Annotated in this window: 14 protein-coding genes and 1 rRNA gene; 6 read left to right on the forward strand and 9 right to left on the reverse strand. The window is 72.6% G+C overall.

Going from position 1 to position 22,936, the window contains the following annotated elements:
* Window positions 1-114 precede the first annotated feature (114 nt).
* A 16S ribosomal RNA gene (locus tag BLW85_RS08805) occupies window positions 115-1,639 on the reverse strand.
* 526 nt (window positions 1,640-2,165) lie between these two features.
* Between BLW85_RS08805 and BLW85_RS08815 the strand changes: the two genes are divergently transcribed.
* Together BLW85_RS08815 and ptsP are read left to right on the forward strand one after the other, a co-directional pair.
* Window positions 2,166-2,615 (forward strand): PTS sugar transporter subunit IIA, encoded by a 450-nt coding sequence (locus tag BLW85_RS08815; protein WP_070029974.1) that lies wholly within the window; start codon window positions 2,166-2,168, stop codon window positions 2,613-2,615.
* 80 nt (window positions 2,616-2,695) lie between these two features.
* Window positions 2,696-4,366 (forward strand): phosphoenolpyruvate--protein phosphotransferase, encoded by a 1,671-nt coding sequence (gene ptsP, locus BLW85_RS08820; protein ID WP_074991767.1) that lies wholly within the window; start codon window positions 2,696-2,698, stop codon window positions 4,364-4,366.
* A gap of 113 nt (window positions 4,367-4,479) precedes the next feature.
* Here the strand turns inward: ptsP and BLW85_RS08825 are convergent, their stop codons facing one another.
* Together BLW85_RS08825 and BLW85_RS08830 are read right to left on the reverse strand one after the other, a co-directional pair.
* Complete coding sequence (locus BLW85_RS08825) at window positions 4,480-5,373, reverse strand: hypothetical protein (protein ID WP_074991768.1); 894 nt, start codon at window positions 5,371-5,373, stop codon at window positions 4,480-4,482.
* A 144-nt stretch (window positions 5,374-5,517) separates the two neighbouring features.
* Window positions 5,518-7,485: an acetoacetate--CoA ligase gene (locus BLW85_RS08830; RefSeq protein WP_074991769.1), complete on the reverse strand. Its 1,968-nt coding sequence runs from the start codon at window positions 7,483-7,485 to the stop codon at window positions 5,518-5,520.
* A gap of 211 nt (window positions 7,486-7,696) precedes the next feature.
* On the opposite strand from BLW85_RS08830, the gene BLW85_RS08835 reads away from it, so the two are divergent.
* Complete coding sequence (locus BLW85_RS08835) at window positions 7,697-10,045, forward strand: TIM-barrel domain-containing protein (RefSeq protein ID WP_074991770.1); 2,349 nt, start codon at window positions 7,697-7,699, stop codon at window positions 10,043-10,045.
* A 344-nt stretch (window positions 10,046-10,389) separates the two neighbouring features.
* Here BLW85_RS08835 and BLW85_RS08840 read toward each other — a convergent pair whose 3' ends face one another.
* Entirely contained in the window at window positions 10,390-10,926 is a 537-nt protein-coding gene (locus BLW85_RS08840) for an NUDIX domain-containing protein (RefSeq protein WP_070030264.1), read from the reverse strand.
* Between the two features lie 170 nt (window positions 10,927-11,096).
* Here BLW85_RS08840 and BLW85_RS08845 point away from each other — a divergent pair, with 170 nt between their 5' ends.
* The gene (locus BLW85_RS08845) at window positions 11,097-12,749 is read left to right on the forward strand and encodes a GGDEF domain-containing protein (protein ID WP_107409281.1); all 1,653 of its coding nucleotides are present in this window, start codon (window positions 11,097-11,099) and stop codon (window positions 12,747-12,749) included.
* Window positions 12,750-13,132: 383 nt separating this feature from the next.
* Here BLW85_RS08845 and BLW85_RS08850 read toward each other — a convergent pair whose 3' ends face one another.
* From BLW85_RS08850 to BLW85_RS08870, 5 genes are read right to left on the reverse strand one after another with little or no spacing between them, the layout of a single operon-like run.
* Window positions 13,133-13,732 carry a GTP-binding protein gene (locus BLW85_RS08850; RefSeq protein ID WP_070029979.1) on the reverse strand — a complete coding sequence of 200 codons (600 nt, stop codon included), beginning with the start codon at window positions 13,730-13,732 and terminating at the stop codon, window positions 13,133-13,135.
* Window positions 13,713-17,387: a hydantoinase B/oxoprolinase family protein gene (locus BLW85_RS08855; RefSeq protein ID WP_074991772.1), complete on the reverse strand. Its 3,675-nt coding sequence runs from the start codon at window positions 17,385-17,387 to the stop codon at window positions 13,713-13,715. The genes BLW85_RS08850 and BLW85_RS08855 overlap by 20 nt, the downstream gene beginning before the upstream one ends.
* A 24-nt stretch (window positions 17,388-17,411) precedes the next feature.
* Window positions 17,412-17,807, reverse strand: a complete 396-nt coding sequence (locus tag BLW85_RS08860; protein ID WP_074991773.1) for a DUF742 domain-containing protein — start codon at window positions 17,805-17,807, stop codon at window positions 17,412-17,414.
* Window positions 17,808-17,816: 9 nt separating this feature from the next.
* The gene (locus BLW85_RS08865) at window positions 17,817-18,251 is read right to left on the reverse strand and encodes a roadblock/LC7 domain-containing protein (protein ID WP_070029982.1); all 435 of its coding nucleotides are present in this window, start codon (window positions 18,249-18,251) and stop codon (window positions 17,817-17,819) included.
* Window positions 18,248-21,046, reverse strand: coding sequence for a sensor histidine kinase (locus BLW85_RS08870; RefSeq protein WP_074991774.1), 2,799 nt, complete (start codon window positions 21,044-21,046; stop codon window positions 18,248-18,250). The genes BLW85_RS08865 and BLW85_RS08870 overlap by 4 nt, the downstream gene beginning before the upstream one ends.
* A 388-nt stretch (window positions 21,047-21,434) precedes the next feature.
* Here BLW85_RS08870 and BLW85_RS08875 point away from each other — a divergent pair, with 388 nt between their 5' ends.
* Entirely contained in the window at window positions 21,435-21,887 is a 453-nt protein-coding gene (locus BLW85_RS08875; protein WP_071828515.1) for a hypothetical protein, read from the forward strand.
* Window positions 21,888-22,070: 183 nt separating this feature from the next.
* Window positions 22,071-22,910, forward strand: coding sequence for an IclR family transcriptional regulator (locus BLW85_RS08880; RefSeq protein WP_244174847.1), 840 nt, complete (start codon window positions 22,071-22,073; stop codon window positions 22,908-22,910).
* Window positions 22,911-22,936: the final 26 nt, after the last annotated feature.

Genomic DNA, 22,936 nt, shown 5'->3' on the forward strand with positions numbered 1-22,936 from the left:
CCGACCCGATATACCGGCCGAGTAGTCAACGTTCCACCCATGAGCAACCAGCATCAGACATTCGCTGATGTACTGGCCTCTGACCAGGCAAGCCCGGTAAGAAGTGCTCCTTAGAAAGGAGGTGATCCAGCCGCACCTTCCGGTACGGCTACCTTGTTACGACTTCGTCCCAATCGCCAGTCCCACCTTCGACAGCTCCCTCCCACAAGGGGTTGGGCCACCGGCTTCGGGTGTTACCGACTTTCGTGACGTGACGGGCGGTGTGTACAAGGCCCGGGAACGTATTCACCGCAGCAATGCTGATCTGCGATTACTAGCGACTCCGACTTCATGGGGTCGAGTTGCAGACCCCAATCCGAACTGAGACCGGCTTTTTGAGATTCGCTCCACCTCACGGTATCGCAGCTCATTGTACCGGCCATTGTAGCACGTGTGCAGCCCAAGACATAAGGGGCATGATGACTTGACGTCGTCCCCACCTTCCTCCGAGTTGACCCCGGCGGTCTCCCGTGAGTCCCCAGCACCACAAGGGCCTGCTGGCAACACGGGACAAGGGTTGCGCTCGTTGCGGGACTTAACCCAACATCTCACGACACGAGCTGACGACAGCCATGCACCACCTGTACACCGACCACAAGGGGGGCACTATCTCTAATGCTTTCCGGTGTATGTCAAGCCTTGGTAAGGTTCTTCGCGTTGCGTCGAATTAAGCCACATGCTCCGCCGCTTGTGCGGGCCCCCGTCAATTCCTTTGAGTTTTAGCCTTGCGGCCGTACTCCCCAGGCGGGGCACTTAATGCGTTAGCTGCGGCACGGACAACGTGGAATGTTGCCCACACCTAGTGCCCACCGTTTACGGCGTGGACTACCAGGGTATCTAATCCTGTTCGCTCCCCACGCTTTCGCTCCTCAGCGTCAGTATCGGCCCAGAGATCCGCCTTCGCCACCGGTGTTCCTCCTGATATCTGCGCATTTCACCGCTACACCAGGAATTCCGATCTCCCCTACCGAACTCTAGCCTGCCCGTATCGACTGCAGACCCGGGGTTAAGCCCCGGGCTTTCACAACCGACGTGACAAGCCGCCTACGAGCTCTTTACGCCCAATAATTCCGGACAACGCTTGCGCCCTACGTATTACCGCGGCTGCTGGCACGTAGTTAGCCGGCGCTTCTTCTGCAGGTACCGTCACTTTCGCTTCTTCCCTGCTGAAAGAGGTTTACAACCCGAAGGCCGTCATCCCTCACGCGGCGTCGCTGCATCAGGCTTTCGCCCATTGTGCAATATTCCCCACTGCTGCCTCCCGTAGGAGTCTGGGCCGTGTCTCAGTCCCAGTGTGGCCGGTCGCCCTCTCAGGCCGGCTACCCGTCGTCGCCTTGGTGAGCCATTACCTCACCAACAAGCTGATAGGCCGCGGGCTCATCCTGCACCGCCGGAGCTTTACACCATCAAGGATGCCCAAGATGGTCATATCCGGTATTAGACCCCGTTTCCAGGGCTTGTCCCAGAGTGCAGGGCAGATTGCCCACGTGTTACTCACCCGTTCGCCACTAATCTACCCCGAAGGGCTTCATCGTTCGACTTGCATGTGTTAAGCACGCCGCCAGCGTTCGTCCTGAGCCAGGATCAAACTCTCCGTGAATGTTTACCGGTAATCCGGTGAGACACACACGGGAGCGGAACGATCGGAGGAATAGTCCGATCGTTCACAGCGTCCTCGCTGTGTTTTTTCAAAGGAACCTCGACCATCGGTGATCCGATGGACGGGGTATCAACATATCTGGCGTTGACTTTTGGCACGCTGTTGAGTTCTCAAGGAACGGTCGCTTCCTTTGTACTCACCCTCTCGGGCTTTCCTCCGGGCGCTTCCCTTTCGGCGTTTCAAACTCTATCAGGCTTTTTCCGTCTCTCTGACCACCCTCCTGCGGGCATGCAGAAGGAGATCCAGAGTTAGGATCCGACGAGTTTGGTTTCTGTCAGGCGATGACACTTTCGCGCCGCTCCGTCCCGAGCAGGAGTACGACTGTACACGCGGCCCCGAAGGGGGTGCAAATCCAGTAGGTTGGTGGTCTAGACCACTAGCTGGTAGCTTTCATCCGGAACCGCCACTTCACATGACATACCCTGCTGCTCAGGCTCGCGAGCAGCTCCACTTCTGGGAGGCTCCCATGACCACCGTGACGTCCCCTCTCGCCGGACGCGCCATCGGGCTGGCCGCAGTGCCGGACCCGGTCTTCGCCGGGGCGATGGTCGGGCCCGGTACCGCGATCGATCCCGCGCGGGAGCCCTCCGAGGCCGTGTCGCCCGTGACGGGTGTGATCGTTTCCCTGCACCCGCACGCCTTCGTCGTCGTCGACGACCAAGGGCACGGCGTGCTCACCCACCTCGGTATCGACACGGTGCAGCTCAACGGCGAGGGCTTCGAGCTGCTCGTCGGCAAGGGCGACACCGTGACCCGCGGCCAGGCCGTCGTGCGCTGGAACCCCGCGGCCGTCGAGGAGGCCGGCAAGTCCCCGGTCTGCCCCGTCGTCGCGCTGGAGGCCACGGCCGACGCCCTCTCCGACCTCCGCGACAGCGGTGACGTGAAGGCCGGCGACTGCCTCTTCTCCTGGAGCTGACGGCAGTCGCCGTCAGAAGGACGGCGGAACAGGACGACCACCGCGGCGGGGGGCCGCCGCACTATCCGGAGACGGGTGAGATGGAGACAACGCTGCGAGGCGTCGGTGTGAGCCATGGCGTGGCGATCGGCGAGGTCCGGCACATGGGCACGGCGGTGCTGGAGCCGCCGGCCAAGCAGATCCCCGCACAGGAGGCGGGCCGGGAGCAGGGCCGCGCCCGACAGGCGGTGGACGCGGTGGCCGCCGACCTGACGGCGCGCGGCAACCTGGCGGGGGGCGAGGCCCAGGCCGTGCTCGAAGCACAGGCCATGATGGCCCAGGACCCCGAGCTGATGGCGGATGTGGAGCGGCGGATCGCCGTCGGCAGCACCGCCGAGCGCGCGGTGTACGACGCGTTCGCGGCGTACCGGGAGCTGCTGGCCGGGGCCGGGGAGTACCTCGCCGGGCGGGTGGCGGACCTCGATGACGTGCGGAACCGTATCGTCGCCCGGCTGCTGGGCGTTCCCATGCCGGGTGTGCCGGACAGCGACCACCCCTATGTCCTGGTGGCGCGGGACCTGGCGCCCGCCGACACGGCGCTGCTCGACCCTTCCCTGGTGCTCGGCTTCGTGACCGAGGAGGGCGGGCCGACCAGTCACAGCGCGATCCTGGCCCGGGCGCTCGGCGTGCCGGCCGTGGTGGCGCTGCCCGGTGCGGTGGAGCTGGCCGAGGGCACGGTGGTCGCGGTGGACGGCAGCACCGGTGACGTCTTCGTGAACCCGAGCGAGGAGAGCCGGGAGCGGCTGGCGGCGGAGGCCGCGGAGCGCAAGGCCGCGCTGGCCGCCTCGACGGGGCCGGGGGCGACGGCGGACGGTCACCAGGTGCCGCTGCTGGCCAATGTGGGCGGGCCCGCGGACGTGCCGGCGGCCGTGGCGGCCGGGGCCGAGGGCGTCGGTCTGTTCCGTACCGAGTTCCTGTTCCTGGACGACAGTGAGCGCGCTCCGTCCGAGGAGAAGCAGATCGCGGCCTACCGGCAGGTGCTGGAGGCGTTCCCCGAGGGCCGGGTCGTCGTGCGCGTGCTGGACGCGGGCGCGGACAAGCCCCTGGCGTTCCTGACCCCCGCGGACGAGCCGAACCCCGCCCTGGGCGTGCGGGGTCTGCGGACGCTGCTGGACCACCCCGAGGTGCTGCGCACCCAGTTGACCGCGCTGGCGAAGGCCGCGGAGGGGCTGCCCGTCCACCTCGAGGTGATGGCGCCGATGGTGGCGGACCGCGCCGACGCGAAGGCGTTCGCGGACGCCTGCCGGGAGGCGGGGCTGGCGGCGAAGTTCGGGGCCATGGTGGAGATCCCGTCGGCCGCGCTGCGGGCGCGTTCGATCCTCCAGGAGGTCGAGTTCCTTTCGCTGGGGACCAATGACCTCGCGCAGTACACGTTCGCGGCGGACCGGCAGGTGGGCGCGGTGTCGCGGTTGCAGGACCCGTGGCAGCCGGCGCTGCTGGACCTGGTGGCGCTGTCCGCGGAGGCGGCCCGTGCCGAGGGCAAGAGCTGCGGTGTGTGCGGTGAGGCGGCGTCCGATCCGCTGCTGGCCTGTGTGCTGACCGGGCTGGGTGTCACCTCCTTGTCCATGGGGGCGGCGTCGATTCCGTACGTCCGTGCGGCGCTGGCGAAGTACACGCTGGCGCAGTGCGAGCGGGCCGCGGCGGCGGCGCGTGCGGCGGACAGTGCCGAGGAGGCGCGTGTCGCGGCTCGGGGCGTGCTGTCCGGCGAGTAGCCGGGCCGGTGGTGGTACCGGTGCCGGCGGGTGAGCCGGGTGCCGGGTGTGCAGGGGCGTCCCGCCTTCGGGTGGGACGCCCCTGTCGTGCGCCTGCCGTATGCGGTGCCGGGTCAGTGGCGGTGGTCGCCGGCCCCACGCTCCTCGCCGAGGTCGGGGGGAGCGCAGTAGTCGACGCCGGGTTCCGGGGCGATGAGGTCGCCGGTCTCGGCGTCGGTGCAGTAGGCGTCGAACACCTCGGCCGCGGTGAGCGGTTCGAGGGCGCCGGCGCGCAGCCGCCAGCCGTGGACGCGGTCGGGGGTGCCTGGGGCGCTGGTGCGCAGGACCAGTCCGCCGGGGCTGCGGGTGGCGAGGCCCAGGGCGAGGACGCTGGTGAACTCCAGGGCCTCGGCCTCGTCGAGCCGGGTGGCGCCGTGGGTGTCCAGGTCGCCGTGGAGGACCGAGACCAGGGTGTCCGGGGGTCCGGTGACGGTGCAGACGAGGTGCCGGTCGCCGGGTGGCGCGGTGTCGAGGATGCGGACCAGGAGGTCGGAGGCCCGGGTGAAGGCGGCGCGGCCGATGTCCTCGCCGCAGGTGGGGCAGGGGCCGAGGCGGGTGAGCAGGGTGGTGGCGTACTCCCAGGTGGCCCGGCGGACGGCTTCGTCCACGAGGGCGGGGACGAGGGTGGCGAGCGGGCTGCCGTCGTAGGCGATGGTGGGGCCGGTGGCGGCGAGTTCGGCGGTGAAGCGGGTGCGGGTGGCGGGGAGGTCGGGGTCCAGGCCGGTCTCGGCGCAGTAGGCGGCGTAGTCCTCGGGGTCGAACAGGGCGAGTGTGGTGTGGCCGCCGTCCGCGGCGCGGTCCCGGAGGACGGCTTCGACCTGCCGGAGGTAGGTCGCGTGGTCGTCGAAGGTGAAGCTGCGGTAGCGCCGCATGGCGCGGAAGTCGTGTTCGTCGGCGAGCAGGCCGATGGTGCCGGCGATCTCGCGGCGCAGGACGCTGCGCGTGCTCTCGTGGTCGGTGTGCGCCATGTTTCCCCCATTGCGCGCGGTCGTATCAGTGCTCACTCACCGTAATCGGCGGCACTGACAATGGAGGGTGCGCGACGCTGACCTGCTGTTTTCCTGGTCGTGCGCGCGGCGCGGACGCTGCCGCGCGCACGAGGGGCGACGGGGTCAGGCGCGCTTGCGGGCCAGTTCCTCGTAGAAGGCGAGCAGGGCGAGGTCGTCGATGGAGCCGGGGTTGACCGCCTTCTCCAGCGGGGTGCCCTGGAGGAGGCGCTTGACGGGGACCTCGATGCGCTTGCCGGTGAGGGTGTGCGGGACGCCGGGTACCTCGATGATCTCGTCGGGGATGTGGCGGGGCGAGAGGTGTTCGCGGATGGCCCGCTTGATCCGGTCGACGAGGGCGTCGTCCAGGGCGGCGCCCGGGGCGAGGTGGACGAACAGGGGCATCCAGTAGCCGCCGTCGGGCTGTTCGATGCCGATGACGAGGGATTCCTTGATCTCGGGCAGGCGCTCGACGACCTCGTAGATGTCGGCGGAGCCCATGCGGACGCCCTGCCGGTTGAGGGTGGAGTCGGAGCGGCCGTGGATGATCACGGTGCCGCGTGAGGTGAGGGTGATCCAGTCGCCGTGGCGCCAGACGCCGGGGTAGGTGTCGAAGTAGCTGTCGTGGTAGCGGCTGCCGTCGGGGTCGTTCCAGAAGCGGACCGGCATGGAGGGCATGGGCTGGGTGACGACGAGTTCGCCCACCTCGTCCACGACGGGGTGGCCGCTGGGGTCCCAGGCCTGGAGGTCGGTGCCGAGGCCGGGGGCCTGGAGTTCGCCGGTGTACACGGGCAGCGTCGGTACGGCGCCCGCGAAGCAGGAGCAGACGTCGGTGCCGCCGCTGACGGAGGCGATCCAGAGGTCGTCGCGGACCTCGTCGTGCAGCCAGCGGAAGCCGTCCGGCGGGAGCGGGGAGCCGGTGGTGGCGACGCACTTGACGCGGGAGAGGTCGTAGTCGCGGGCCGGGTGGACGCCGGCCTTGCGGCAGGCCATGACGTAGGCGGCGGAGGTGCCGTAGAGGGTGGCGCCGGTGCGTTCGGCGACCTTCCACTGGGCGCCGGTGTCGGGGTAGCCGGGGCTGCCGTCGTACAGGACGATCGTCGTTCCGGTGAGCAGGCCGGAGACGAGGAAGTTCCACATCATCCAGCCGGTCGAGGTGTACCAGAAGAAGCGGTCCTCCGGGCCGAGGTCGCAGTGCAGGCCCAGCTGCTTGAGGTGTTCGACCAGGATGCCGCCCTGGGACTGGACGATGGCCTTGGGCAGTCCGGTCGTGCCGGAGGAGTAGAGCACCCACAGCGGGTGGTCGAAGGGAACCTGCTCGAAGACGGGTTCGGTGTCGCCCGCGGTCAGGACGGACCATTCGAGGGTGCCGTCGGGGGCCTCGGTGCCGAGCAGCGGGATGTGCACGACGGCCCGCAGGGTGGGCAGTTCGCGGCGGAGTTCGGCGACGGTCTCGCGGCGGTCGTGCTCCTTGCCGCCGTAGCGGTAGCCGTCGACGGTGAACAGGACGACGGGTTCGACCTGCTGGAAACGGTCGAGGACGCTGCGCGCGCCGAAGTCGGGGGCGCAGGAGGTCCAGACGGCGCCGACGGCGGCGGTCGCGAGGAGGGCGACGACGGCCTGGGGGATGTTGGGGAGGTAGCCGCTGACCCGGTCGCCGGGGCGCACGCCGAGGGCGCGCAGTTCGGCGGCGAGGGAGCCGACCTGGCGGCGCAGTTCGGACCAGGTGACGGGCCGTGGTTCGTGGGTCTCGTCCACGTGCACCAGGGCGGGCTGGTCGGCGCGGTCGGCGGCGGCGCGCAGGGCGTGTTCGGCGTAGTTGAGGGTGGCGCCGGGGAACCACTGGGCGCCGGGCATGGCGCGGTCGCCGAGGACCTGCGTGTACGGGGTCGAGAAGCGCACGTCGAAGAAGTCGGTGACGGCTTTCCAGAAGGTGCCCAGGTGGTCCACGGACCAGCGGTGCAGGGCGGCGTAGCCGCCGTCGGCCGGCGCCCCGTGCCGGGCCGCGGCCCAGGACTGGAAGGTGGTGATCCGTGCCTCGGCGATCCGCTCGGGATCGGGCTGCCAGAGCGGCTGGGGGTTCGCGGTCGACATTGGGGCGGCTCCCGGACTGTGCGCGTCGTGTGCGTCGGTCCGCGCACGGCTGGGGTGTGCGCGTGACGCGGCTGACAGGGACGATGCCATGTGATCGACTTCCGCACCAGGGGTGCTTCATATCATCCGAGTGGTGAAAGGCACCCCGGCTGAGGTGAACGGAAATTGAACGGCACGCGCGGCCGGGGCGCTCGGTGGCAGGGTGAGCAGCATGGACGGTCGTGACCTGGTGCGTTCGGTGCGTGTGATCGGTTCGGGGCGGGCGGCGCGGGGGGTGCGGGCGGCGTGGCGCAGACGGCGGATCGACGCCGCCGGGCTGCCCCGGCGGGGGGCGGAGCGAGCGCGGGTCCCGGGGCGGGTGGAGGGTGCGCGGCCGGGCCCCGGTGGCGGGGTGATCCGGTTCAGCCGCTCGGAGCTGCGGATCACGGTGGCGGTGAACGGGGCGGTGTTCTGGGGCTGGGACGGGGCGGAACCGCAGCCCTCGTACGCGCTGGCGGGGAGTTGTCCCGAGCCGGATCCGCGGGCGGTGCTGGAACCGGACACGGACGGCGGCTGGCGGGTGGTGGCCGAGCGGGTGACCGTCGTGGTCTCCCGGCACGGCGCGGTGGACGTGTGCACGCCGGGCGGGGTGGTGCTGCGGCGGGAACTGCCGCCGCGCTGGTGGGAGCCGGTCGGCGGGGGCCCCGGGCGGTGGCTGCAGCGGTCGGAGGTGGCGGCGGACGCCCGGTTCTTCGGGCTCGGCGGGCGCGCGTCGGGACCGCGGCTGCGGGACGGCTCGTACCGGCTGTGGAACACCGATCCCGGCGACGCGTTCGGCCCCGGCGACGATCCGTTGCACCTGACGATGCCGGTGCAGCTGGTGGTGGCGGACGCGGGGACGCACCTGGTCTTCCACGACACCACCTGGGACGGCACGGTGGTGCTGCGCGAGGGCGAGGAGGGCGCGGGGTCCGGGCACGACCGGGCGGGCCACTGCGAGCTGCGGATGGACGGCGGTCCGCTGCGCTGCTGGGTGATGGTGGGGGCGCCGTCGCGCGTGCTGCACACCTGGGCCGCGCTGACGGGGGCGCCCGCGCTGCCGCCGTCCTGGGCGCTCGGCCACCACCACGCGCGGTGGGGGTTCGGCAGCGAGCAGGAGTTGCGCCGGATCGTGGCGGGCTACCAGGAGCGGGAGCTGCCGTTGGACGCCGTCCATCTGGACATCGACCACTACGACGACCACCAGGTGTTCACCGTCGACCGGGAGCGGTTCCCGAAGCTGCCGGTGCTCGCCGAGGAACTGCGCCGGGACGGGATCCGGCTGGTGTCGGTCGTCGACCCGGCGGTGAAGGCGGTCGCGGGGAACGCGGTGCACGACAGCGGGGCCGCGGTGGACGCGTTCGTGCGGGACGCGTCGGGGCGGCCGGTGCGGGGCGTGGTGTGGGCCGGCGAGTCGGTGTACCCGGACTTCACGGACCCGCGGGTGCGCGCGTGGTGGGGCGGGCTGTACGAGGAGCGGCTGGCTCAGGGGTTCGCCGGGTTCTGGCACGACATGAACGAGCCGGTGTCCTTCCACGCCTTCGGTGAGCCGACGCTGCCGCGTTCGGCCCGGCACGCGCTGGAGGGGCGCGGCGGTGACCACCGCGAGGCGCACAACGTGTACGGGCTGTGCATGGCGCGGGCGGGCTACGAGGGACTGCGCGAACTGGCGCCCGAGGAACGGCCGTTCCTGTTCTCGCGGTCCGGCTGGGCGGGGATGCAGCGTTACGGCGGCACGTGGTCCGGTGCTGTGGCGACGGGCTGGCCGGGGCTGCGGGCGTCGCTGTCGCTGGTGCTGGGGCTCGGTCTGTGCGGGGTGCCGTACTCGGGTCCCGCCATCGGCGGGTTCGACGGCAGCCCCTCGCCGGAGCTGTATCTGCGCTGGTTCCAGCTCGGCGCGTACCTGCCGCTGTTCCGCACCCACGCCGGGCTGCGCGCGGGGCGCCGGGAGCCGTGGGAGTTCGGGCCCGAGGTGCTGGAGCACGCGCGGGCGGCGCTGCGGGAGCGCCGGCGGCTGCTGCCGTACTTCGTGACGCTGGCCCATCTGGCCCGGCGGACCGGCGCGCCCTATGTGCGGCCGGTGTGGTGGGGGGCGCCGGAGGACCGGGCGCTGCGGGACTGCGAGGACGCCTTCCTGCTGGGCGACGGCCTGCTGGTGGCACCCGTTCTCGAACCCGGCGCCGACCGGCGGACGGTGCGGTTGCCGCGGGGTCGCTGGTACGACACGGCGACGGAGCGGGCCTACGAGGGTCCGGCACAGGTGATCGTGGCGGCGCCGCCGGGGCGGATACCGGTGTTCGCGCGGGCGGGCGCGGTGCTGCCCGTGCGCGGTGACGAGGGCCCGGAGCTGGAGGCGTGGGCACCGGCACCCGGCCGCACCGGGGGCGGACTGGTGGTGCCGGACGCGGGCGACGGCTGGGAGGAGCCGGACCTCGAACGGTACGTCGCCCGCAGGCAGGGCGGGCGCGTGCTGGTCACACGGGAGGGAGAGGACGGGTCGAGCACTCCGTCCTGGCCGGTGCGGGTGCGGGGGCTCGGGTGAGCTGGGCGGGGCCGGGAGTTCGGTGAGGCGGGGGCTCGGGTGAGCCCGGCCGACCGGGACGGGTATGCGGACTCGGCTCGGTCGGCGGCGGACGTCGGCTGAACGGGCCTGTGGGCGCGGAGTCCGGCCGAGCCGAACGAACGCGGGTGTCTCGGACGGGGCCTCGCGCAGCCGGGCGGGCGCGAGGAAGCAGGCGGGGTCGGCGGGGCGCGGAGCCGGGGCGAGCCCGCCCAGGCCAAGCAGGCGCCGAGGCTCGGCCTGCCCGGGCACCGGCACCGACCGACCGGGCCCGACGGGTGCCCGAGCCTCGCCGGGCCGGGCGGGCGCCGGCCGGGCCGTGGGTGTCAGATGTAGCGGCCCTCGAAGAAGGCTCGCACCGCGGCGCTGTGCAGGGGGAAGGCCAGTTCCTCGGGCCTGCGCAGCAGTTGCCGGTCCGCCGTCTCGGCGGTGGGGGCGGAGGGCGGCAGGACGTCGGCCGGGCGCTCGGGCAGCAGGCCGAACAGCAGCAGATGCCCGTCGGGCGAGCTCATGGCGTCCACGAGCCGCACGTCACGGGCGGCCGCGTCGATGCCGGTCTCCTCCTTGAGCTCGCGGACGACGGCCTGTTTCCAGTCCTCGCGGTCGTCGACGTAGCCACCGGGCAGGGCCAGGCCGCCGCGGGCCGGGGCGATGGCGCGGGTGATGACGACCAGGGCGGTGCCCTGGGTGTCGTAGACGGGCTGGAGCGCGATGGCCACGGGCAGCGGGTTGCGGTAGGCGACGGTGCCGCAGGACGGGCAGGTGCGCGGCCAGCCGGTGACGCCCTCTCCATAGGGCACTCCGCAGGCCGAACAGTGCGAGCCAGGCGCGGAGTTGACAGTTGGTTGCTTGTTTTCGGACACGCGCGGACTGTATCCGATCACGGGAGGGACGTCTTCCGGAAGCTGTGCGGTGCGGTCCTGCCCTTTTCCGGTCGGCCCGGGGTCGCCACGCTGTGTGACCGCCCGGAAATCCTGTGTGAACGTCCGATGAACTCCCCCTGGGCATGCACGGGCGGCGCCATCATGCTCCCGTGCACTCCTGGACGGACACTCTCCGCTTCGCCTTCCAGCCGGTGGTCAACCTGAGGACGGGCGCGGTCGCCGCACTGGAGACGCTCGCCCGCCCGGAGACCGGCGACGTCCTGGCCGAGGCCCGCCGCGACCCCGAACTGGACGGCTCCCTCGCGGTGTTGGCGCTCCGCGCGGCCCTGCGCAGGGAGACGTTGCTGCCGCTGCACGTCAATGTGTTCGCGGCCACGCTCGCCGACCTCGGCGGCCTCACCCCGCTGCACGACGCCGTGCGGGCGGCCGGGCGGCTGCCCTGGGAGGTGACGCTGGACGTCGTACCGCCGTACACGCACGTGCCGCAGCGGGCGTTGCTGGAGGCGGTGGGCGCGCTGCGGGAGCAGGGCTTCCGGATCAGCGCGGACGGCGTCGGGGACGGTGATGTGCCGCTGCGGCTGCTCACCGACCTCGACCCCGACCTGGTCAAGCTCGACGCCTCGCTGCTGGCCCGGCCGGCCGCGGTGCGGGCGATGCGGACCCTGTGCGAGGAACTGGGCGCGCTGGTCGCCGTGGAGGGGGTGGAGACCGAGGCGCAGTACGCGGCGGCGGTGTCGGCGGGGGCCCAGCTGGCGCAGGGCGAGCTGTTCGCGCCGCCGGCCCGGATCCCCGCGGCGGACGTGTACGTGCCGCCCCGCTCCCCCGGCGCCCCGGCCGTGCCCCGGACCGGGCCGTCGGTACGGGAGTTCGTGCGCCCGGCCGCCGTGCTGCCGGTGACGGCGTCGGCCGGGCAGGTGCGGGCCCTGCTCACCGGTTCCCCGGACGTCTCCGGGGTGCTGCTGGTGGACCAGGCGGGCAGGCCCGTCCGCTCGCTGCACCGCTCGCGCTTCCTGCTGTCGATGTCCGGGCGTTACGGGCACGCCCTGTACGCCGACCGGCCGGCCGCCCGGCTGGCGGACGTGCCGCGCACGGTGGGGGCGGACGCCACCGCCTGGGAGGTGCTGGACGTGGTGGCGATCGGCGGCCGGGACCGGACCAGCGACGATGTGGCGGTGGTCGACGCGCACGAGCGGTGCGTGGGCGTCGTACGGCTCGCGGACCTGGTGCGGGCGCTGGCGGAGAGCCGGGTGGAGGAGGCGGCTGGGCTCAATCCGCTGACCCGGCTGCCCGGTTCGGACGCGATCACGGGCGAGGTGGACCGGCGCATCGCACAGGGGCGGCCGTTCGCGCTGAGCTGGCTGGACATCGACCACTTCAAGCGGGTCAACGACGGCGCCGGGTTCGCCGCGGGCGACGAGCTGATCCGGTCGGTGGGGCGGGCGCTGACGCAGGCCGTCGCCGGGCAGGCGCGGGTGGGTCACATCGGCGGGGACGACTTCCTGGTGCTGGCGGACGAGGAGGCGCTCGCCCCGCTGGCCGCGGCCGTGCTGGACGCGCCCTGGTCCGCGGGCGGGCGGCCGGTCACGCTGTCGCTGGCGACCGTGGTCTGCGGGCCGGGCGGCGTGCGCGACCACCGCGAGGCCGCGGCACGGCTGGCACCGCTGAAGCAGGCGGCCAAGGCGCTGGACGGGGCGAGCTGGGTGCTGGGGCGCGCGGAGACACCGGGCCACGAGGTCCGTCGGGGCGGCGGGCCGACGACTCCGACGCCGGGCGAGCGGACGGCGGTCGAGCAGCGGTGGTGAACGGGGGCGGCGCGGCGGTCGGTTGGCGGGCTGACGGGCAGGGCGCGCACGGGCCGCGCGTGGGTGGTGGCCAGGACGCCGGCCGGGGGCCGGACGCCCCGGGCGGAGCCGCCCGGCGGGGCGAGCCCGCGGTCGCACGGCACGGCCGTCCGGCCCCCGTGGTGAACCGCACCGCCGGAGCCGCCACGGCCGGCCGGGGGCTCAGCCGTCGGAGACCGCCCCGCCGAGATCACCCGGGGCACGGCCGAGCGCGCCGTGAGCCCGGTGCCCCGCCCGCCCCGGTCGACCCCGGACGGCCCTCCGGCCGCCCAGTCGCACCCGCCCGTCGGCCTGCCGGCGGGCCGTCCCGCCCGGGTCGCCCTCATGAACGGGTGGCCGGGTCGTCACGTGGTCAGTTGGGGGGCGGAGGGGCGGCGCATGGCGTGTTCGACGAGGCCGATGATGACGTCCTTGGCCGACTCCCGCTCGCGGGCGTCGCAGAGCAGCACCGGCACCTGGGGGTCCAGGTCGAGTGCCTGGCGGACCGCGTCGGCGGGGTAACGGGCGGCGCCGTCGAAGCAGTTGACGGCGACCAGGAAGGGGATGGAGCGCCGTTCGAAGTAGTCGACGGCGGCGAAGCAGTCCTCCAGCCGGCGGGTGTCGGCGAGGACGACGGCGCCCAGCGCGCCCTCGGACAGCTCGTCCCACATGAACCAGAACCGCTCCTGCCCGGGCGTGCCGAAGAGGTAGAGCACCAGGCCCTCGCGCAGGGTGATGCGGCCGAAGTCCATGGCGACGGTGGTGGTGTGCTTGCCCTCCACCCCGCTGACGTCGTCGACCGGGCGCCCGGCCTCGGTGAGCGTCTCCTCGGTGCGCAGCGGCCTGATCTCGCTGATCGCGCCGACCAGGGTGGTCTTGCCGACGCCGAAGCCGCCGGCCACGAGGATCTTGAGCGTGACCGGCTCCACCGGGGGCTTGCCGTGCTCAGAACGGCCGAACACCATCGTTCGCTTCTCCTGCTTGCTGGGGATCGGGCGACGGCCGGCCGTAGCCGCCGCCACCGGGGGTTTCGATGACGAGTACGTCGCCGGGGCGGACGTCCGTGGAGCCGCTGCCGCCGAGGTCGGTGACCGTGCCGTCGGCCCGCTCCACCCGGTTGGCGCCGAGCGCCCCGGGTGCGCCGCCCGCCATGCCGTACGGAGGCACGCGACGGTGCTGGGAGAGGGTGGAGACGGTCATGGGCTCGAGGAACCGGATGCGGCGTACGGCGCCGTCCCCGCCGCGCCAGGTTCCGGCGCCGCCGCTGCCGTGCCGGACGGCGAACTCTTCGAGGCGGACGGGCAGCCGCCACTCCAGGATCTCGGGGTCGGTGAGCCGGGAGTTGGTCATGTGGGTCTGGACGACGTCGGCGCCGGGGAAGCCGTCGCCCGCGCCCGAGCCGGAGGCGACGGTCTCGTAGTACTGGTGGTGTTCGTTGCCGAAGGTGACGTTGTTCATCGTGCCGGAGCCCTCGGCCTGGACGCCGAGCGCGGCGTACAGGGCGCCCGTGATGGCCTGTGAGGTCTCCACGTTCCCGGCGACCACGGCCGCCGGCGGCTCGGGCGCGAGCAGGCAGCCGGGCGGCACGATGATGTCCAGGGGGCGCAGACAGCCGTCGTTGAGCGGGATGTCGTCGGCGACCAGGGTGCGGAACACGTACAGGACGGCCGCGTTGACGACGGCGAAGGGGGCGTTGAAGTTGGTGGCGAGCTGTGCCGAGGTGCCGGTGAAGTCGATGGTGGCGCGGCGCTCGGCCCGGTCGACGCGCACCCGGACGCGGATGACGGCGCCGGAGTCGGTCTCATAGGCGTACGCCCCGTCGTCCAGGGCGTCGATGACGCGGCGGACGGCCTCCTCGGCGTTGTCCTGGACGTGCCGCATATAGGCCTGGACGACGTCGAGGCCGAACTCGCCGATCATGCGGCGGACCTCGTCGACGCCCTTCTGGTTGGCGGCGATCTGCGCCCGCAGGTCGGCGAGGTTGGTGCGGGGGTTGCGGGAGGGGTGGGGGGCCTCGGTGAGCAGGCGGCGGGTCTCCTCCTCGCGGAAGCGGCCGCCCTCGGCGAGCAGCCAGTTGTCGAAGAGGACGCCCTCCTCCTCGATGGTGCGGCTGTGGGCGGGCATGGAGCCGGGGGCGATGCCGCCGATCTCCGCGTGGTGGCCGCGCGAGGCGACGTGGAAGAGGAGGCGGGGCCGGTGCTCCGGGCCCCGGGGGGTGCCGGTGTCGAAGACCGGGGTGATCACGGTGACGTCCGGCAGGTGTGTGCCGCCGTGGTACGGGTCGTTGACGGCGTAGGTGTCGCCCGGTCGCATCGCGGTGCCGCGACGGCGGATGACCTCCTTGACGCTGGTGCCCATGGAGCCCAGGTGCACCGGGATGTGCGGGGCGTTGGCCACCAGGTTGCCGTCCGGGTCGAACAGGGCGCAGGAGAAGTCCAGCCGTTCCTTGATGTTGACGGACTGGGCGGTGGACTCCAGGCGGGCGCCCATCTGTTCGGCGATCGACATGAAGAGGTTGTTGAAGACCTCCAGGAGCACCGGGTCGGCTTCCGTGCCGGCGTGGGAACTGTGCGTGACCGCCGTGCGTTCCAGGACCAGATGCCCGTCGTCGCGCACCACGGCCCGCCAGCCGTCGTCCACGACGGTCGTCGCGCCGGCCTCGGTGACGACCGCCGGGCCGGTGAGCTGCTCGCCGGGGGGAAGGGCCGCGCGGCGGTGCAGGGGTACGTCGCGCCAGGAGCCGCCGGTGTGCAGGCGGACGGTCCCGGGTGCGGCGGGCCGTCCCTCGTACGGGGCGAGGGCGGACAGATCGGGGGGCGCGGTGATGCCGGTGGCCTCGACGGAGAGGGCTTCCACGACGATCGGGCGGTCGAGGGTGAAGGAGTAGGTGGCGCGATGCCGGTCCTCGAAGGCGTGCCGCATGGCGTCGGGCTCGGCCAGTTCGACGGTGAGGGTGGTGTCGGTGCCGTCGTAGCGGAGCTGGGCGCGGTGGGTGACCCGGACGCGGTCCTCGGGGACGTCCTCGGCGACGAGTTCGGCGCGGGCGGCCGCCTCCAGGTCGGCGGCGGTCGCGCGGATGCCGGGCATGGCGGCGGGCTCCAGCGGGGCCTCGACGGACTGTTCGCGCATGGCGGTGGTGTCGGCGAGGCCGATGCCGAGCGCGGAGAGGACCCCGGCCATGGGGGGTACGAGGACGGTGCGGATGCCGAGCGACTCGGCGACCCGGCACGCGTGCTGGCCGCCCGCGCCCCCGAAGGTGGTCAGGGCGTACCGGGTGATGTCGTGGCCCTTCTGGACGGAGATCCGCTTGACGGCGTTGGCGATGTCGGCGACGGCGATCCGCAGATAGCCCTCCGCCACCTGTTCCGGGGTCCGCCGGTCGCCGGTGGCCTCGTGGATCTCGTGGGCGAGCGCGGTGAACCGGTCGCGGACGAGTGCCACGTCCAGCGGCTGGTCGCCGCCGGGCCCGAACACGGCCGGGAAATGGGCGGGTTGGATGCGTCCGAGCATCACGTTGGCGTCGGTGACGGTGAGCGGGCCCCCCGCCCGGTAGCAGGCGGGGCCGGGGTCGGCGCCGGCCGAGTCGGGGCCGACGCGGTAGCGGGAGCCGTCGAAGTGGAGCACGGAGCCGCCGCCCGCGGCCACGGTGTGGATGTCGAGCATGGGGGCGCGCAGCCGGACGCCCGCGACGCGGGTGTCGAAGACCCGTTCGTAGGCGCCGGCGAAGTGCGAGACGTCGGTGGAGGTGCCGCCCATGTCGAAGCCGATGACCCGGTCGAAGCCCGCCCGCTGCGACATCCGGGCCATGCCGACGATGCCGCCGGCCGGCCCGGACAGCACCGCGTCCTTGCCGCGGAACTGTCCCGCCTCGGTGAGCCCGCCGTTGGACTGCATGAACATCAGCCGCACCCCGTGGAGTTCGTCGGCCACGTGGCGGACGTAGCGGTGCAGCACGGGCGAGAGGTAGGCGTCGGCCACCGCGGTGTCGCCGCGTGGGACGAGCTTCATCAGCGGGCTGACCTCGCTGGACAGCGAGATCTGCGGGAAGCCGGTGCGGGCGGCGAGTTCGCCGATGGCGCGTTCGTGGGCGGGGTGGAGGTGGCTGTGCAGGCAGACGACGGCGACGGCGCGGATGCCGTCGTCGTAGGCCGCGCGCAGTCGCGGGGCGAGCGCGTCCAGGTCGGGGGCGCGCAGCACCGTGCCGTCGGCGGCGATGCGTTCGTCGGCCTCGATCACCCGTTCGTAGAGCAGTTCGGGCAGGTCGATGCGGCGGGCGAAGATGGCCGGCCGGTTCTGGTAGGCGATGCGCAGGGCGTCGCCGAAGCCCCGGGTGATGACCAGGAGGGTGGGTTCGCCGGTGCGTTCCAGGAGGGCGTTGGTGGCGACCGTGGTGCCCATCCGGACGGCCTCGACGGGTTCCCGGGAGTCGCCGAGGAGGGCGCGGATGCCGGCGACGGCCGCGTCGGTGGCGGGGTGGCCGCCGCCCGGGCCGGGCCCGGTGTGCGGGCGGCCGGAGTGGTCGGAGAGCACCTTGTGGGTGAGCAGCCGGCCGTCCGGGCGACGCGCGACGATGTCGGTGAAGGTGCCGCCTCGGTCGACCCAGAACTGCCAGCCTGTCACGTCAGTACTCCGCTTCCGTGCCGGTCACAGCGCCCGCAGGCCGTTGATCACGTCGCGCAGGATACTCTCGTCCGGCAGCTCGGCCGGGGGCACCGGCCGGGTGACATGGACGAGTTCCGCGTGCACGAGGTCGCCGACGAGGACCCGGACCACGCCGATGGGCAGGTCGAGTTCCGCGGCCAGCTCGGCGACCGACTGCGGGGCGGTGCGGCACAGCTCCACGATGTCCACGTGCTCGGGAGAGAGCGTCGGGTCCTTGTCCGCGTCCCCCGCGTCGGGCTCCGTGACGACCACCGCGATCAGGTCGAGGCGGTGCTGGGCCGCACTGGTGGTGCGGCCGCGCGTCATGGCGTACGGACGGACGACCGGTCCGGCTTCGTCGTCGAACCAGTGGCTTGTCACCTGACCGTCTCCGCTCATGTCATCCCACTACCCGCCCGCGGGCAGGTCCGTGCGCGGGGCGGTGCCCAGATGATCGCCGACCCGCTTGACCAGTAGCGTCATCTCGTAGGCGACCTGTCCGACGTCGGAGTCGGCGTCGGACAGGACCGCGAGGCAGCTGCCGTCCCCGGCGGCGGTGACGAACAGGAAGGCGTCGTCCAGTTCGACCACGGTCTGCCGGACGCCGCCCGCGTCGAAGTGGCGGCCCACGCCCTTGGCGAGGCTGTGGAAGCCGGATGCGACGGCGGCCAGGTGCTCGCCGTCCTCCCTGGTCAGGTCCTTGGACACGCCGGTGGGCAGTCCGTCCCCGGAGAGGATGACGGCCTTGCGGATGCTGGCGACGCGGTCGACGAGGTCGTCCAGGAGCCAGTTCAGCTCCCTGTTGCCCGTCGCCGTGTGGTCGGTCGCCTTCGGTGCGGTCATCGACCGTCCCCCTTAGTGGTTCCTTGTGCTGTGCCATCGCGGGCGGTGTCGCCCGTGGCGTTCTCCTCGCGGCCGCGCTGCCAGCCGCGCTGGAGCGAGGCCATACGGCTGCGGACCTCGTCGGCGTCGCGGTCGGCGGGCGCCTGTGCGCGCTCGGAGCGCCGTTCGGGGTCCTGCCTGAGCTGGTGGGCGAGGCTGGCCTGCCGGACGCGCCGGGGCAGTGCTCCCTCGCCCGCGTCCGTACCACCGGGGAGGGCGGCGCGGGCCGGTCCGCCGGCGGCGGTCCCGGTCCGCCGGGGCAGCGCCGGGGCGCCCGGGGCCTCGGTGGAGCCGCTGGTCGGGGCGGCCTCCCCGGCGCCCGGGAGGTTGTCGGGTTCGGTCCGGCGCCGGGCGGCCGTGGTGCGGCGGGGCAGCGGCGCGGGCCCGCCGCGCTCGGGCCGGGGCGCGTTCTCGTCCGTGTGGTCCGGGTCCGGGGCGTCCCGCTCCGGGTCCGCGGGGCCCCGGCGGCCCGGCTCGGGGCGGCGGGGGCGCTGGCCGACGACCGGCTTGCCGTGCGAGCTGACCAGCTTGGGCGGCTGGCGCCGGGGCAGCGGGCGCGGTCCGGGCGCGCCGTCCCCCTCCCCCGCCGGCCGGTCGGCCGACGGGTCCTCGGCCGGGTCGTCGCCCCGGCCGATGGCGCGGCGGGGGCGGAACAGTCCGCCGCGCTCGCTGTCCTCGTCGGGCAGGGCGCCGGGGAAGTCGTCCAGGTCGTCGAGGTCGACGGGCGACTCCAGTTCCACGGGGCCGTCGAGCACCGTGGTGGGCAGGCCGGGCAGTTGTGCCGCGGCCCGGGAACTCCCGGTCGGGCGCCCGGAGTTCTTCGTGGCCCGGTCGAGGCGGAAGCCGATGCCGTTGGTGTCCGGTACCTCGTCGCTGAGCAGTGCGTCGGGGATGAAGACGATGGCGGTGGTGCCGCCGTAGGGCGAGGGTTGCAGCGAGACGCGGACGTTCTGCCGCTGGGCGAGCCGGCTGACCACGAACAGGCCGAGCCGGTCGGTGTCGGAGAGTTCGAACTCGGGGGTCTCGGCGAGGCGGAGGTTGGCGTCGAGCAGTGCCTCGGCCGTCATGCCGAGTCCCCGGTCGTGGATCTCCAGGGTGAAGCCGTTGGCGACCCGTTCGCCGATGACCTGGACGGCGGTGTGCGGGGGCGAGAACACCGTGGCGTTCTCCAGCAGTTCGGCCACGAGGTGGGTGAGGTCGGCGACGGCCGGGCCGGTCACGGCGACCCTGGGCAGCCGGCGGACCTCGACGCGCTCGTAGTCCTCGACCTCGGCGACGGCGGCGCGGACCACGTCCATCAGCTGCACGGGGCGGCGCCACTGCCGGGAGGGCGCGGCACCGGAGAGGATCACCAGGCCCTCGGCGTGCCGGCGCATACGGGTGGTGAGGTGGTCGAGGCGGAAGAGGTCGGCGAGTTCGTCGGTGTCCTCGGTCCGGCGCTCCATGGTGTCGAGGAGGGTGAGCTGCTTGTGCAGCAGCACCTGGCTGCGGCGGGCGAGGTTGACGAAGACCTCGGAGACGCCGGCGCGCAGTTCGGACTGCTTGACGGCGGCCTCGACGGCGGCGCGCTGGAGGGTGTTGAGGGCCTGGCCGACCTCGCCTATCTCGTTCTTATCGTACTCCAGGCGCGGCACCTCGGTCTCGACGTCGATCCGTTCGCCCGCCGACAGGCGGCGCATCACGCCGGGCAGCCGGACGCCGGACGCCTCGTGCGCCTCCAGGCGCAGCCGGCGCAGGTCCCGGATGAGGCCGCGGCCGATCCGCACGGACAGGAAGAGGGAGAACAGGAGGGCGAGCAGGCCGAGCAGGCCCGCGATCGCGGCCTGGGCGATGACCCGCATCGCGACGGGGTGCGCACGGTCCTGGAAGCGGTCGCCCGCCTGGTCGTCCAGGCTGCCGAGGTCGTCCAGGACACTGCCCGCGGCGGCGTCCCAGCTCTGGGCTGTGACCTCGCCGGGGGTGCCGGAGCCGTTGTCGATGACGGTCTGTTCGGCCACCCGCAGCGGGGCGGTGCCGGCGTTCGTCCAGAACTGTTCGTAGCGCTCGCGTTCGGCGGCGGGCAGCAGCGGCAGGCTGATGTCGTACAGCAGGGTGCGCTGGGCGACGAGGTCGGAGATCTCGCGGGTCTCCTCGCGAGTGAGGCGGCCGACGACGAGGGAGGAGCCGAGCAGGGCGTCCTCCCGGGAGAGCAGTTCGCGGGCTCGGGTGACGTTGACCAGGGCGTGCGCCTGTTTGTCCATCTCGACGTCGTCGATGCCGTCGAGGCCGCCGAGCAGCGCGTAGCAGGGGTCGATCAGCCGGTTGTACAGCTCGTAGGCCTGGGCGCGGCTGGTGGTGCCGTCCTCGACGCTGTGCCGCAGCGAGTCCAGCCCGGTGAAGGCGTCCAGTACGGCGGTGAGGTGTTCGCTGCCCTGGGTGCCGAGGCCGTGGCGGAGGTACCGTTTCCGCGCGTTCTGGCGGATCTTCGCGATCGCGCCGTCGGTGGCGGTGCGGGTGCGCTGGAGCGCCGACAGGGAGTCGGAGGCTCGCGGGTCGGCGAGGTAGACGAGGGTCTGCCGGCGTTCCTGCTGCAGGACGCGGACGGTGTCCTCGGTGGGGTAGCCGATGTTCTGCATGACATCGGAGCACCGGAAGAGCTGGGCCACGTCCCGGCCCGTGACCACGGTGGCGAAGCCCCAGATGGCGGTCAGGGACAGCAGCGGCACGAGAAGCAGCGCCACGATCTTCCGGCGGATCGACTTCCCGCGAAAGCGCATGGCCTCCCCCAGCTCGACCCCCGGCCGGGGGTGCGCATGTGCGTCAACAAACGGCGCGAGCCTACTACCGACGCACAGCCGGCTCGAAGGCTTGTCTGGAAGGTGAACTTCCGTCGTCGCGGCGGCGGAGGGCGAGTTGTCCGGGCATTGCGGGAGATTGCCACCTCGATCCGGCCGGGTGCGCCGGGGCCGGGCACCAGGGCGGGGAAAGGCGTTGGCTGGAATTTTTCCCAGACGGGAATCTTCGGTCGGTCGTGTTCGTCCTTCTCTACGGGAGTTGGGGGCGGAATGGGCCGGGAAGGCCCTGTCCCGTACCTCGTGCGGCGTAAATCAGCGCAAGCCGGGCAGCTAGTGGGGAGTCGGGTCTTCGGACTTCGGGGCGAGCGGTCTGCCGGCGGTGGGGAGTGACAGCGTGAAGGGCACTGCGGAGCGGCGCGAGGCGCAGCGGGAGTACCGGCCGTTGTGGGTGGAGGAGCCCGCACGGCGGCATCCGCTGCCCGACCCGGTGCGTACGGCGGCGGTGCGGGCGCTGCTCGTCATCTCGCTGACGCTGATACAGGCGATGGTGGCCTTCCTGAGCACCATGGCCGGGTCCTGGCTGGCGTTCCCCATGGTGATCAGCAGCGTGGCGAGCACCGTGGTGGCCACCTGGGCCGTGGTCGACGTGTGGGTGACCCGCCAGGTGTGGAACCAGCGGTACGGCGTGATCTCCGAGCCGAGCAGCACCGCCCGGGCACTGCGCCGGGAGCGGCGTGCCCGCCGGCGTCAGGAGCGGGCGGCGCTGCGGGAGCAGGAGCGGATACGGCGACGGGGTGGCAGGGAGCGGCTGTCGCATCCCTGAGCCGTCCCCGCACGGACTCGGTGAGTGCGGCCAGACCGCGGGAGGCACGCTTCGGTAGCATGACGTTTCGTATGACGCATCCATGAGCGCCATGCGCAACAGAATCCGGGCGGCACGACCGTCGCGTCAGGGCTTCCCGCAGATGCGGCCCGAAGCGGGCCGGCAGGTGGTGACAGCTCGGCCATGCCCCGTACACGCAACGAGTCCGGCCCCGGCGACCAGAGCACGGCGCGCTCGGGGACCCCGGAGAGGACGGGCGGCCGGGGAGCGGCCGGCGCGGTGCAGTCGGTGGACCGCGCCGTGAGCGTCCTGGAGATCCTCGCCCGGCACGGCGAGGCGGGGGTCACCGAGATCGCCGAGGAGCTGGACGTGCACAAGTCCACGGCCTTCCGGCTGCTGGGCGTCCTGGAGAACCGTGGCCTGGTGGCGCAGGCGAAGGACCGCGGCAAGTACTACCTGGGAGCCGGCGTCCTGCGTCTCGCGGGGGCGGCGGCGGTGCGGCTGGACATCTCCCAGGAGGGCGTCCCGGTCTGCCGCGAGGTCGCCGACGAACTGGGCGAGACGGTGAACATCGCGGTGCTGGACGACGACGCGGCCGTCAACATCATGCAGGCCCGCGGCACCGCGGCGGTGACCGCGCAGAACTGGCTGGGCCGGCGCACCCCGCTGCACGCCACCTCCAGCGGCAAGGTGCTGCTCGCGCACATGCCGCCCACCCTGCGCGAGGGCCTGCTGGCGCGGCCGTTGCACCGGTTCACCGAGCGCACCGTCACCGGTGCCTCGGCGCTGCGGGCGGAGTTGCAGGCCGTGGTGGAGCAGGGCTACGGGGTGACGCTGGAGGAGCTGGAGCTGGGCCTGGCCGCGGTGGCCGCGCCGGTCCGCTCGCACGACGGCGAGGTGATCGCGGCGATCAGCGTCTCGGGACCGGTGTACCGGCTCGGGCCTGACCGGCTGACCGAGGTGGCCGAGCGGACCGTGGCGGCGGGCACCGAGCTGTCCCGCCGTATGGGGTACGGCTTCTGACGGGTCCGCGCATCGTGGGCCGGTGC

This window comes from Streptomyces misionensis (genome assembly GCF_900104815.1).
GTDB classification, from domain to species: domain Bacteria; phylum Actinomycetota; class Actinomycetes; order Streptomycetales; family Streptomycetaceae; genus Streptomyces; species Streptomyces misionensis.

Coding starts and splice junctions, on each gene's coding strand:
- BLW85_RS08815 (WP_070029974.1), top strand. CDS start 2,166: ATGACCACCGTGACGTCCCCTCTCGCCGGACGCGCCATCGGGCTGGCC.
- ptsP (WP_074991767.1), top strand. CDS start 2,696: ATGGAGACAACGCTGCGAGGCGTCGGTGTGAGCCATGGCGTGGCGATC.
- BLW85_RS08825 (WP_074991768.1), bottom strand. CDS start 5,373: ATGGCGCACACCGACCACGAGAGCACGCGCAGCGTCCTGCGCCGCGAG.
- BLW85_RS08830 (WP_074991769.1), bottom strand. CDS start 7,485: ATGTCGACCGCGAACCCCCAGCCGCTCTGGCAGCCCGATCCCGAGCGG.
- BLW85_RS08835 (WP_074991770.1), top strand. CDS start 7,697: ATGGACGGTCGTGACCTGGTGCGTTCGGTGCGTGTGATCGGTTCGGGG.
- BLW85_RS08850 (WP_070029979.1), bottom strand. CDS start 13,732: ATGGTGTTCGGCCGTTCTGAGCACGGCAAGCCCCCGGTGGAGCCGGTC.
- BLW85_RS08860 (WP_074991773.1), bottom strand. CDS start 17,807: ATGAGCGGAGACGGTCAGGTGACAAGCCACTGGTTCGACGACGAAGCC.
- BLW85_RS08865 (WP_070029982.1), bottom strand. CDS start 18,251: ATGACCGCACCGAAGGCGACCGACCACACGGCGACGGGCAACAGGGAG.
- BLW85_RS08870 (WP_074991774.1), bottom strand. CDS start 21,046: ATGCGCTTTCGCGGGAAGTCGATCCGCCGGAAGATCGTGGCGCTGCTT.
- BLW85_RS08880 (WP_244174847.1), top strand. CDS start 22,071: ATGCCCCGTACACGCAACGAGTCCGGCCCCGGCGACCAGAGCACGGCG.